This is a genomic window from Klebsiella sp. MISC125 (assembly GCF_051131775.1).
Taxonomy (GTDB): domain Bacteria; phylum Pseudomonadota; class Gammaproteobacteria; order Enterobacterales; family Enterobacteriaceae; genus Klebsiella.
The window spans coordinates 3,571,449-3,583,640 of record NZ_CP180448.1 but is presented as its reverse complement, the minus strand read 5'-3'; the positions used below and the strand labels follow the sequence as shown (position 1 = coordinate 3,583,640).

The 12,192-nt window shown below is 53.2% G+C and carries 8 protein-coding genes; 7 read left to right on the top strand and 1 reads right to left on the bottom strand.

Features of this window, described 5'->3' with window-relative positions; all coding sequences use genetic code 11:
- The first annotated feature begins 9 nt into the window (after positions 1-9).
- Positions 10-561: an NAD(P)H nitroreductase gene (locus tag ACMYSL_RS16995; RefSeq protein WP_434659157.1), complete on the top strand. Its 552-nt coding sequence runs from the start codon at positions 10-12 to the stop codon at positions 559-561.
- Between the two features lie 245 nt (positions 562-806).
- On the top strand, positions 807-1,967 hold the full coding sequence (locus ACMYSL_RS16990; RefSeq protein WP_434659156.1) for an RNA-guided endonuclease TnpB family protein: 1,161 nt from the start codon (positions 807-809) through the stop codon (positions 1,965-1,967).
- A gap of 20 nt (positions 1,968-1,987) precedes the next feature.
- Here the strand turns inward: ACMYSL_RS16990 and phoC are convergent, their stop codons facing one another.
- Positions 1,988-2,737 carry an acid phosphatase PhoC gene (gene phoC, locus ACMYSL_RS16985; RefSeq protein ID WP_434659155.1) on the bottom strand — a complete coding sequence of 250 codons (750 nt, stop codon included), beginning with the start codon at positions 2,735-2,737 and terminating at the stop codon, positions 1,988-1,990.
- 226 nt (positions 2,738-2,963) lie between these two features.
- Between phoC and selD the strand changes: the two genes are divergently transcribed.
- From selD to ACMYSL_RS16960, 5 genes are all read left to right on the top strand, one after another.
- The gene (gene selD, locus ACMYSL_RS16980; RefSeq protein WP_434659154.1) at positions 2,964-4,007 is read left to right on the top strand and encodes a selenide, water dikinase SelD; all 1,044 of its coding nucleotides are present in this window, start codon (positions 2,964-2,966) and stop codon (positions 4,005-4,007) included.
- Between the two features lie 4 nt (positions 4,008-4,011).
- Positions 4,012-5,961: a DNA topoisomerase III gene (locus ACMYSL_RS16975; protein WP_434659153.1), complete on the top strand. Its 1,950-nt coding sequence runs from the start codon at positions 4,012-4,014 to the stop codon at positions 5,959-5,961.
- A 299-nt stretch (positions 5,962-6,260) separates the two neighbouring features.
- Positions 6,261-7,961: an Hsp70 family protein gene (locus ACMYSL_RS16970; RefSeq protein ID WP_434659152.1), complete on the top strand. Its 1,701-nt coding sequence runs from the start codon at positions 6,261-6,263 to the stop codon at positions 7,959-7,961.
- Entirely contained in the window at positions 7,958-9,985 is a 2,028-nt protein-coding gene (locus tag ACMYSL_RS16965) for a hypothetical protein (protein ID WP_434659151.1), read from the top strand. The genes ACMYSL_RS16970 and ACMYSL_RS16965 overlap by 4 nt, the downstream gene beginning before the upstream one ends.
- A 27-nt stretch (positions 9,986-10,012) precedes the next feature.
- Positions 10,013-12,157 (top strand): hypothetical protein, encoded by a 2,145-nt coding sequence (locus ACMYSL_RS16960; RefSeq protein ID WP_434659150.1) that lies wholly within the window; start codon positions 10,013-10,015, stop codon positions 12,155-12,157.
- The last annotated feature ends 35 nt before the right edge of the window (positions 12,158-12,192 follow it).

Sequence of the window (12,192 nt, the reverse complement as noted above, 5' to 3'; positions counted from 1 at the left end):
GTTATACAGATGGATGCTCTCGAACTACTGGTTAATCGCCGCAGCGCTTCACGTCTGACCGACCCGGCTCCGGCGGGTGAACAGCTGGAAAATATTCTCCGTGCAGGCCTGCGCGCGCCGGACCATGGGACGCTACAGCCGTGGCGATTCTTTATTATTGCCGATGAAGGGCGTGAGCGCTTTAGCCAGCTACTGGAAAAAGGTGCGGTGGCGGCAGGGGCAGATGAGAAGGCGATTGAAAAAGCCCGCAGCGCGCCGTTTCGTGCACCGCTGATTATTACCGTAGTGGCGCACTGTGAAGATCATCCAAAGGTGCCGAAATGGGAGCAGGAGATGTCGGCGGGCTGCGCGGTGATGGCCATGCAGATGGCGGCCGTCGCACAGGGCTTTAACGGTATCTGGCGCAGCGGTGCGTTAACCGAGAGCCCGGTGGTGCGTGAAGGATTTTCCTGCCGTGAGCAGGATAAAATAGTCGGTTTTCTCTATCTGGGCACGCCGCAGCTCAAAGCTTCAACCAACATAGCGCTGCCGGACACCGCGCCGTTTGTGACGCACTTCTGAGTCAGGCCGGGTGGCGGCTAGCGCCTGACCCGGCCTGTGCTTTAAGTCCGTAACCCGGACAAGGCGCATCAAGCGCCGCCTCCGGGGATCCAACGGCGACGAAGTTACTTCTGCTGTTTAGCGAATGTCCCGTAAACCCTCGTCCAATGCGGGCGGGGATATAAGGGGCCCTAACGTTGTTTTGCATCAAAATTTACCCACAAAAATACTGTATAAATAACCACTTTATTTCTGACGGTATTGAGATGAAGCGAGCGACCAAAGTACGCATTTACCCGACCGACGAACAGGCCGCATTCTTAAATGCGCAGTTCGGCGCGGTTCGGTTCGCGTATAATAAAGCCCTGCATATCTGCCGCCACCTGTACCAGCGTCACGGCATTTCTCTCAAACCAACACGCGATATAAAGCCGTTGCTGGCCGTGGCGAAAAAATCCCGCCGCTATGGCTGGCTCAAAGACTACGACTCCCTGGCGCTACAGCAAGCGGTGATCAATCTGGACAGGGCATTTGCTAATTTCTTTCAGAAGCGCGCTAAATTCCCTGCCTTCAAAAGCAAGCACGGCAGGCAATCCAGCTACCATCCCAACGGAAAGGTACTCACTGACGCTATCCAGTTGCCGAAAATCCCACCTGTCCGGGCGAAGGTCCACCGTGAGATTGTTGGTAAGGTTTCCAGCATCACCATCACCCGCAACGCAGCGGGCAAATACTACGCCTCAATACTTGCAGACGATGGACAGGAAGCGGCAGCAAAGCCGACTTATATCACCACCGTGGTGGGCTATGATTTGGGGCTATCGCACTATTTAATTGGCAATGACGGCGGCAAGGTGGCTAATCCTCGCCATCTGGTCAACGCATACCGCCGTTTACGCCGCGACAGCAAGGCGCTATCCCGCAAGAAATTGGGGAGCGCAAACCGCCGTAAGGCGCGCTTACGCCTTGCCGCGCAGCATGAGCGGGTAGCCAGTGCCCGCGCTGACTTCCAGCACAAACTTTCCAGACGAATTATCGACGAAAATCAAGCGGTGATTGTGGAAACGCTGAAGTCAGCAAACATGATGAAAAACCGTCGCCTTGCCCGTCATATCGGGGATGCTGCATGGTCCGGGTTTGTGGCGAAACTCGCCTACAAAGCGGAGTCGGCAGGAGTTCACCTGGTCAGACTGGATCAGTGGTTCGCCAGCTCGAAAACGTGCCATTGTTGCGGCTATAAGATGGTGGAAATGCCGCTGAAAGTACGCGAATGGACTTGCCCCGGCTGTCATGCTGACCATGACCGCGATATCAACGCGGCGATCAACATCCAGCGCAAGGGCATAACAGAATTAATGGCGGCAGGACTTGCCGTCAAAGCCCATCGAGGCTTGCGTCAGTCTGGCGTTGTGCCAGTGGCAGCCTGAGAAGTGGGAAGCCTCGCCGTTTACTGTGGGGAGTAGTCACCGAATTCGTCTTTCGCTTTCTGCAACTGTTGCTGGAAGGCCGGATTGGTATGCAGCGTGGCAACCACTGCTGAGCCGACAATCCGCGCCGCGTCTACGTCGCTCTGCCAGTGATAACCGCAAATGACCCGGCTCTCACCCAGCTCAAATCCGCGTTTAAGAATTTCGTTTTGCCGCTGTGGATTGACCTCAGCCAGCACCAGCGCCGTTGCCCAACCGATAGACGTATGCCCGGAAGGATAGGAACCATTTTTCGACAGCGCATCCTGCTCGGTGGTGTTGCAGGTGGCGACACCATAAAACGCAAATGGCCGAATGCGCATATACTTCTCTTTCGCGCCGCGCGTCGCCAGGTCACCAGCATCTTCAATCATATTGGTCAGTAACTTATGCAGCTCCGGCGCATCTTTCGCGGTGATGGGCGAGCCGAAGGCGCCGGAGAAGGCATTGGCCACGCCGCCGCCGCTCAGGTTTGCGTCTTCCACGGCTAATTTACCGCGCTCGGTGCCGCGCAGCAGACGGCCTTTTTCATACATTGCCTGATCGTTTAAAAACGCGATGCTTCCTACTTCCGGTGGCGGCGGCAGCAGCGCCAGGCTATCAATGGCCTGGGCATTGGTCAGATAGTAGAGATCGGGTTTAGTGGTGACGTCGTTACCGGCTGGAGCCAGGGCGAAAGCGTTAATGGAGAAGAAACTGGCCAGGCAAAGGGCGAGAACGCGCTTTTTCATTAAAATTTCCTTACGTTGTTATATGTCCAGATGAAACAGAATTATTTTTGTCACATTTCTGTCATCTTTTAGTAAAGGTTAAAATGGCGTTAAAAAAAGGGTTCTGTATCGCAAAATCGGTTTTTTGTCTGCTTAATGAGCAACTATGCGCGATTTAGGACTGTCGTACTTATCACCTTGGCATTTGGGCGCTACCATAGCGGGATTGCAATGACAGGAGATGTCCATGAGCGAGCAAGCTATTCGTTTAACGCAATACAGCCACGGAGCCGGTTGCGGGTGTAAAATTTCCCCTAAAGTGTTGGAAACGATTCTGCAGAGTGACCGGGCGAAGTTTATCGACCCGAACCTGCTGGTGGGCAATGAGACCAGCGATGATGCCGCCGTCTATGACCTCGGTAACGGCACGTCAATTGTCAGCACCACCGACTTTTTTATGCCGATCGTCGATAGCCCGTTCGACTTCGGACGCATTGCCGCGACCAACGCCATCAGCGATATTTTCGCGATGGGCGGTAAACCGATCATGGCGATTGCCATTCTCGGCTGGCCGATTAATACCCTGGCACCGGAAATCGCCCGTCAGGTCGTCGATGGCGGGCGCTTTGCCTGCCAGCAGGCGGGTATTGCCCTTGCGGGCGGCCACTCGATTGATGCCCCGGAACCTATTTTCGGCCTCGCGGTGACCGGCGTGGTGCCGACCGAGCGGGTAAAGAAAAACAGCACCGCTCAGGCCGGCTGCAAACTGTATCTCACTAAACCGCTGGGTATCGGCGTGCTGACTACCGCCGAGAAAAAATCGCTATTGAAGCCTGAGCATCAGGGGCTGGCGACGGAAACCATGTGCCAGATGAACCTCGTTGGTTCAGCGTTTGCCAACATTGAAGGCGTAAAAGCGATGACCGACGTCACCGGCTTTGGGCTGCTTGGCCACCTGAGCGAAGTGTGCCGTGGCGCGGGCGTGCAGGCGCAGCTAACTTACGCGGATATCCCGAAACTGCCTGGTGTGGAAGCGTATATTGCCGCGGGCGCGGTACCCGGCGGTACCGGGCGTAACTTTGCCAGCTACGGTCATCTGATGGGCGAAATGCCGCCAGAGTGGCGCGATTTGCTGTGCGACCCGCAAACCTCCGGCGGTCTGCTGCTGGCGGTAACGCCGGATGCGGAAGCTGAGGTTCAGGCCGCGGCGGCTGAGTATGGTATTACGCTTGCCGCCATCGGCGAGCTGGTCACCGCCCGCGGCGGTCGCCCAATGATCGAGATCCGTTGATTTCATGCGGCTGTTTATTGCGGAAAAACCAAGTCTCGGTCGCGCCATCGCTGAGGTGTTGCCAAAACCACATCGTAAAGGCGACGGCTACATTGAGTGCGGTAACGGACAGGTGGTCACCTGGTGTATCGGCCACCTGCTGGAGCAGGCGCAGCCTGACGTCTATGACGGGCGCTATGCGCGCTGGAACCTGCTCGACCTGCCCATCGTGCCTGAGAAGTGGCAGCTTCAACCCAAACCGTCTGTGACCAAACAGCTTAACGTGATTAAGCGCTTGCTCGGCGATGCCCAGGAAGTGATTCACGCGGGTGACCCGGACAGGGAAGGTCAACTGTTGGTAGATGAGGTACTGGATTATCTGCAGCTGGCGCCGGAAAAGCGCCAGCAGGTACAGCGCTGCCTGATTAACGACCTTAACCCGCAGGCGGTGGAGCGGGCGATAAATCGCCTGCGTGCCAACAGTGAATTTATTCCGCTGTGCGTCTCGGCGCTGGCCCGCGCCCGCGCCGACTGGTTGTACGGGATCAACATGACTCGTGCCTATACTATTCTCGGGCGTAACGCGGGTTATCAGGGCGTGTTATCCGTCGGGCGCGTGCAGACCCCGGTGCTTGGCCTGGTGGTGCGCCGCGATGAAGAGATTGAAAACTTCGTCGCTAAAGATTTCTTCGACGTGAAGGCGCATATCGTCACGCCGAAGGATGAACGCTTTGTCGCTAACTGGGTGCCAAGCGAAGCCTGTGAGTCATATCAGGACGAAGAGGGGCGCTTGCTCCATCGTCCGCTTGCCGAACACGTTGTTAAGCGCATTGAAGGCCAACCGGCGACGGTGACTGCTTATAACGACAAGCGGGATTCCGAGCCTGCGCCGCTACCGTTCTCGCTTTCCGCGCTACAGATTGAAGCCGCGAAGCGCTTTGGTTTTAGCGCGCAGAACGTGCTGGATATCTGCCAGAAGCTGTATGAAACCCACAAACTCATTACCTATCCGCGTTCGGATAGCCGCTATTTGCCGGAGGAGCATTTTGCCGGTCGTCATGCGGTGCTTAACGCCATTAGCGTGCACGCGGCAGACCTGCTACCGCAGCCGGTAGTGGACCCGGAGATCCGCAATCGCTGCTGGGATGATAAAAAGGTCGATGCGCACCATGCCATTATTCCCACCGCGCGCAGTTCGCAGGTTAAGCTCAGCGACAACGAGGAAAAGGTCTACGGCCTGGTTGCTCGTCAGTACCTGATGCAGTTTTGCCCGGATGCGGTGTTTCGCAAATGCCAGATCGATCTCGATATCGCCAACGGCAAATTTATCGCCAAAGCCCGTTTCCTGGCGGAAGCCGGTTGGCGAACGCTGCTGGGTAATAAAGAGCGCGATGAGGAAAACGACGGGACGCCGCTGCCGATAGTCGCGAAAAACGACGAGCTGCTGTGCGAAAAGGGCGAAGTCGTGGAGCGTCAGACTCAGCCGCCGCGTCATTTCACCGACGCGACGATCTTGTCGGCGATGACCGGGATAGCCCGCTTTGTGCAGGATAAGGATCTGAAGAAGATCCTGCGCGCGACTGACGGTCTGGGTACGGAGGCAACCCGCGCCGGGATTATCGAGCTGCTGTTTAAGCGCGGTTTCTTGACCAAGAAGGGGCGCTATATTCACTCAACCGAGGCCGGGAAGGCGCTGTTCCATTCGCTGCCCGAAATGGCAACCCGTCCGGATATGACTGCCCACTGGGAGTCGATCCTGACGCAAATCAGCGAAAAGCAGTGCCGCTATCAGGACTTTATGCAACCGCTGGTAGGCACGCTGTTCCAGCTTATCGACCAGGCGCGCAGTACCCCGGTTCGCCGCTTCCGCGGCATTGTCGCGCCGGGCGACGGCAAGAAGAAGAGCGCTCCGCGTAAACGTACGGCGAAAAAATCACGGCCAGCAGATGAGGCGGGCGGAGAGGCAACTGCGTGAGTTTTCTGCCCCGGGAAGGTGTAAATCGCCGGGGCGGAAAACAGAGACCAAAATAGCATCCAATTTGTAAAATGCCCCATTTTTAAATATTCACTTCCCTCAACTTCAAATTACTATTCTTAATGATATATTCTTCTCGTTAATATATTAAATGGTCGGTTTTCTATTGCCTGGGTTCTTATGTGTAGAATTAAAGGTTAGTCATTGCCAAATGCTTTAGTTTATTCTCAAAAACTTTATGATGGATTAGTATTTAGCGCTGACAAACTTTTTCTGGTCTATATAAACAGGGATGATAAATGATTATTGGAATAGATTTAGGTACAACAAACAGTTTGGTTGCGGTCTGGCAGGAGGGAAAAGCGGTATTAATTCCCAATGCGTTGGGTAAATTGCTCACCCCGAGCGTGGTGAGCGTCGATGATGACGGCATGGTGCTGGTGGGCGAAGCGGCCCGCGACCTGCAACTGGTGCGTCCGGCAAACTGCGCGGCGAACTTCAAGCGGATTATGGGCACCTCGCAGACCATTATGCTGGGGAAACAGGCGTTTCGCCCGGAGGAGCTTTCCTCACTGGTATTGCGTCAGCTAAAAGAAGATGCCGAGAATTTTTTGGGCGAACCGGTGACGGAGGCGGTGATTAGTGTTCCCGCCTACTTTAGTGACGTGCAGCGTAAAGCGACCAAAATCGCCGCCAGCATGGCCGGGTTGACCGTTGAGCGCTTAATTAACGAGCCGACTGCTGCCGCGCTGGCCTATGGCTTACACAATCAGGAAGATGAACATCAGTTTTTAGTCTTCGACCTGGGCGGCGGTACGTTCGACGTCTCTATTCTGGAATTATTCGACAATATTATGGAAGTGCGCGCCAGCGCCGGGGATAACTTCCTCGGCGGTGAGGATATCGTGGATATTCTGGTCGAGGCCTTTCGCCATCAGCAGGAATTCCCGGAAGAGATCGAATGGCGGGAGCCGACTCTACAACGGCAGCTACGAGTAGAAGCCGAACGGGTTAAGCGGGCACTGAGCCTGCGTGAAACGGCGGTTTTCAGCGTGGAAATCGAGAGTGAGCGTTATCAGTGGCAAATTACCGAGGCGGATTTTGAATTGCTGCTGGAATCTTTTTTCGCCCGCATTCGGGAACCTCTGGAAATGGCGATTCGCGATGCCCGACTGGATATCTCGCAGTTGGACCAGATTGTTCTGGTAGGCGGAACCACGCGGATGCCGCTAATTCGCAAGCTGGTGGCGCAGCTCTTTGGCCGCTTGCCTGCGATGCATCTGAACCCGGATGAAGTGATTGCCCAGGGAGCGGCGATTCAGGCTGCGCTCAAGGCTCGCAATCGTGAACTTGAGGATGTGGTGGTCACTGATGTTTGCCCTTACACCCTGGGCGTCGATACCTCAAGGTCGCTGGGTCACACGCGAGAGTCGGGCTACTTTGCGCCAATTATTGAGCGCAACCGTAGCATCCCCTGTAGTCGGGTGCGGAATTTTTATACCGTTAATGACGACCAGACTAATGTGGATTTTAAAATCTACCAGGGCGAGAGCCGGATGGTGGAGGACAATATCTTTCTGGCCGAAATGTCTATTGCCGTGCCGCCAAAACCGGCGGGGCAGGTGGAAATACAAGTTCGTTTTACCTACGATATTAACGGGCTGCTCGATGTTGATATTCATGTACCGTTAACCGGCAACCGCAGCAGTCTGCTTATTCAACAGCATCCGGGCACTTTGACGGAAGATCAGATCCAACAGTCGCAGGCCAAACTCAGCACGCTGAAAATTCACCCACGCGATGAACAGGCGAACCAGGCGCTGATGGCCCGTCTCGATCATCTCTATCAGTTGAGCCTTGGCGATGCACGTGAATGGGTCAGCGAGTGCTCGCGGAAGTTCAGCTATCTGTTGGAAAAGCAGGAAAACGATCAGATCATCGCCTTCCGCGAACAGGTTAATCAAATTCTCGACGGTATAGATACGGACCGCCTGCTATGAACTGCTGGCAAATATTAGGCCTGGAGCCGGGAACCGGGGCGCGCGAAATTAAGCGCCGCTTTGCGCAGTTGGTAAAGGTTAACCGCCCTGAGGACGATCCGGCTGTCTATCAGAGATTACGCGATGCCTACGAGCAGGCGCTGGCTTGTACGGATGATCACAGCTCGCAGCCACACGTTGAACCTTGCACTACCGCGGGCGTCAGACCGGTTGTTTTGCCGCGCGTCACGCCCGTTAGCCCACCACCTCCGGTTACCCGGGAGAATGGCTGGGCTGACGTGCTGGAGGCTCTGTTGGTGGAAAATAAACACCTCCCGGAAGCTGTCGACTTGCAGCTGGAGCGGGCGCTGGTGGATCTCGTCGCATTTGACCTGCAATCCCGGCTACAGTTTGAAACCACTCTGATGGCAAAGCTGGCGCGGGACCATCGTCCTTTGTTGATGCTGACGGCGGCGGAAAAGTTTAAATGGCATCTGGTGACGGATAAGGATGATACTGGTGCGCGAAACACCATTAATGACCATTGCCTGATCTATCGGCGCATTGAGCGGGATATTGCGCCGCTTTTCTTTAACGGCATGAGCTGCATTGAGGAAGTAGAGTGCGGCGAAAAGCTCTACGCTATTTTTGCCGCACTGGAGCACGATGCGCAAAGCCTGCAATGGTTTGATATCGCCGTACTGCTGAAAATAGCCGGGCTTGTGCTCTCTGCTGATTATCTGGGCATGATAAGTGAAAAAATCAGGTGGACGACGCAGACGGAGAAAATACAGAGAGCCCAAAGTTTAGATGAGGAAAAGTCGGTACTGGTCTGGAATCTGAATGAGCGATTCCGTGCTCTGGCATCTATTCATCAATCCGCGTATCAAAAAGTCGTGCGCGCGCTTCAGCTGGAATCGGATGGTTATCAAGTCTCGAAAGTCTTGTCTGCGCGTCTTAAAGCTGCTGAGCAGGGCGATATCGAAGCCTGTTTTTCCATCGGAAAAATGTATTACGGTGGTTTTGGCGTTCCGCAAGATGAGTCGCAGGCTATGCACTGGTATCTACGCGCCGCAGAGCAGGGACTGGCGCCCGCTCAGTATCATCTTGCCCAGCTTTATGAACGAAAACGTAATAACAACGCGGCGTTTCAATGGTACAGCAAGGCAGCGGAGCAAGGCCATGCGAGCGCGCAGTATGCGCTGGGTCGTTTATACACAGGCGGTTTTGGGGTCACCCGAAATCGTCAGCAGGGAATTTTATGGTTTTCCCGAGCGGCGGAACAGAATGATGATTATGCGCAATATGCGCTAGGCGTTATCTGTCTTGTCGGCGACGGTATCGACACGGATTGCCTGCGGGCATTTGGACTTTTTCGTCAGGCTGCGCTACAGGGGAATACCGCGGCGCAGCTTGAGCTGGCGCATCTGTATTACAATGGGCAAGCGGTAGAACGCGATGTGCAGCAGGCGCTGGTCTGGTATACCAAAGCCGCAGAGCAGAATAACGGCGACGCGCAATATTGGTTAGGTAAAATCTATAATGAAGGGGAATTAGCGCCCCCCGATCGTCAAAAAGCATTGACCTGGTACAGCAAAGCGGCGGAGCATGGATCTGGCGAGGCGATGTTTGAGCTGGGGTGTCTTTATTACCGCGGTGAACATATTGCCGCTGATATTGAGCAGGCGGTTCACTGGTTTTCGGAATCGGGTCAGCGGGGCGTGGCGCAAGCGGCATTTATCCTCGCAGAGATTTATGCCGCCGGCAAAGATGGTGTAAAAAAAGACCAAAATAATGCCTTCTACTGGTATGAAAAAGCGGCCAGATTAGGTTTCGTCCAGGCTCAGGGAAAATTTGCAGCGATGTATGCCCTCGGGACGGGTAAAGAGCAGAGCTATCTTGAGGCCTGGGCGTGGATCATTATTGCCGGAGGCGATAATCCCTATATCGATAAAGAAACCGTGCGGCAAAAATTATCCGCTGAGGAGATGACGGAAGCGCAAGCGATGGCTGCAAGGTATCGGCGGATATTTCAGCTTAAATAAAGATGAAAGAAGAAAAGGAGTTCTGAGATGACGTGCTGGGAAATATTAGGCCTGGAGCCAGGAGCAGAGCCTCGTGAAATTAAGCGCCGCTTTGCGCAGTTAGTGAAGGTCAATCGTCCGGAGGACGATCCGGTTGTCTATCAGAGGTTACGCGATGCCTACGAGCAGGCGCTATCTAGTGAAGAGAATCCAATTAGAGATGGCGATGTGTGGGACGATGAAGAGCCGGTGTCGAAGCGCGCCACGCCCACGCGTATTAGATTTCCGACAGTAAATATATCAGCCCGCATCCATCATCAAAATCCCATCGTGGTAAGCGCGACGCTAAGCTGGCAAAGCGTGCTTGACGATCTATTCTTAGTCAACGAGAGCAAGCCTCAGCAGGCTGAAGCCCAGTTAACTGAGGCTGTCGCCAGGCTTTCTTCTTCCGACCTGAAAGCACGTTTACAGTTTGAGGAACATCTGGCTTTAAATTTGAGTCGGGTATTTCGTCCTTTGCTGACGCTGGCGGCGGCAGAAAAATTTAAATGGTATTTGACATCCGGGGGCAATCATCAGGCTGCCTGCTGCGCGATTAATGACAAGCGTACGCTTTGGTTACTGAATGAAGCGGAAATTGCACCGCTGTTTTTTGCTGATATGTCGGCTATTGATGAAATTGAAAGCGGCGATCGGCTTAAACGTATTTATCAGAACTATGCTGATGATGCGGAAAACAGACCGTGGTTTGATGCAGCGGTATTAATGCAAATCGTCAGATACGATCTCTCCAGTGCATTTCTGGGTTTTATAGTTGAGAAGCTTGAATGGTCAGTTAAGCCAGATAAAAGCATTCGTTGCTGGTCGCTTTCTGAACGTTTTCACGCGTTAGAGATAATCCACCCGCTGGGGTATGAAAAACTGTGCGCTGCTATCAGCGCAGCCGACGGCGTTTACCATACATCGAAAACATCAGTGAGTTATGCCAAAGCGGCGGAGCAAAAGCATGCGATATCACGCTATAACCTCGGACTGCTCTATGAGCAGGGAGAAGATGTCGAACAGGATGATAATCGCGCTTTCTTCTGGTTCTCCTGTGCAGCAAAGCAGGGGCATGCCGATGCACAGCATTCATTAGGCGTTTGCTACCGCGAAGGTAAGGGGACAAATCAGGATTTTCAACAGGTTATATATTGGCTTATGAAGAGTGCAGTGCAAGAAAATGTCTATGCACAATACGATCTTGGTCGAATTTATATCTGCGAAACCTCGGATATGCAAGATTATGTAAAGGCATTTTATTGGTTCCAGAAAGCGGCGCAGCAGGGATTTGCTCATGCCCAAAACCATCTGGGTTGGTTGTATTATAACGAAACAACAGGCAGCCGAAATTACCAGCAGGCGTTGAGATGGTTCACTTTGGCCGCTGAGCAACATTGTGATGTTGCCCAATATAATCTAGGTATATTGTATCGTGATGGCCTGTCTGGCCCGATTAACTATCAATTGGCCTATGATTATTTTCTTAAAGCCGCACGGCAAGGATATGCACCTGCACAGAATGAAGTCGCAATGATGTATTATCACGGACGTGGCATTGAGCAAAATTATCAGATGGTTATTGAATGGTACTCCAAATCCGCAGAGCAAGGAGATGCTATTGCCCAATATAATCTTGGGCAGCTATACAGTGATGATGAAATAATGCAGCCAGATTATGCAAAGGCGCAATATTGGTTAATGCAATCGGCCGAGCAGGAATATGGCGATGCTCAGTTTAAATTAGGCTTTATGTATTTTGAAGAAACTGGAGTACCCCGAGATATACAGAAATCCATATTCTGGTTTACGGCTGCCGGGCAGCAGGAGAACGTTGATGCGGCAGTCATGCTGGGGAAGATCTACATGCGCGGGGAGGGTATAATAGGAAAAGATTACAGCTCCAGCTTATTTTGGTATGAAAAAGCCGCTAAGCTCAATCACGCAGGAGCTCAGGAGGTGGTTGCATTTATGTATGCTAACGGTTTTGGAACCGATACTAACTATATTTTGGCTTGGGTCTGGATAATTATTTCGTCGACTCCACATCCTGAAATAGATAAAGGCAAGATTCGTCGTAAATTATCCGCCAGAGAATTAGCTGAAGCGGAAGATATTGCTCATCAATATATTAGAAGATATCAGTTAAGGTAAATACGGTAATATCGAGGTATAGGTACTGAGCCATG

Coding starts and splice junctions, on each gene's coding strand:
- phoC (WP_434659155.1), bottom strand. CDS start 2,737: ATGAAAAAGCGCGTTCTCGCCCTTTGCCTGGCCAGTTTCTTCTCCATT.
- ACMYSL_RS16965 (WP_434659151.1), top strand. CDS start 7,958: ATGAACTGCTGGCAAATATTAGGCCTGGAGCCGGGAACCGGGGCGCGC.
- ACMYSL_RS16975 (WP_434659153.1), top strand. CDS start 4,012: ATGCGGCTGTTTATTGCGGAAAAACCAAGTCTCGGTCGCGCCATCGCT.
- selD (WP_434659154.1), top strand. CDS start 2,964: ATGAGCGAGCAAGCTATTCGTTTAACGCAATACAGCCACGGAGCCGGT.
- ACMYSL_RS16960 (WP_434659150.1), top strand. CDS start 10,013: ATGACGTGCTGGGAAATATTAGGCCTGGAGCCAGGAGCAGAGCCTCGT.
- ACMYSL_RS16990 (WP_434659156.1), top strand. CDS start 807: ATGAAGCGAGCGACCAAAGTACGCATTTACCCGACCGACGAACAGGCC.
- ACMYSL_RS16995 (WP_434659157.1), top strand. CDS start 10: ATGGATGCTCTCGAACTACTGGTTAATCGCCGCAGCGCTTCACGTCTG.
- ACMYSL_RS16970 (WP_434659152.1), top strand. CDS start 6,261: ATGATTATTGGAATAGATTTAGGTACAACAAACAGTTTGGTTGCGGTC.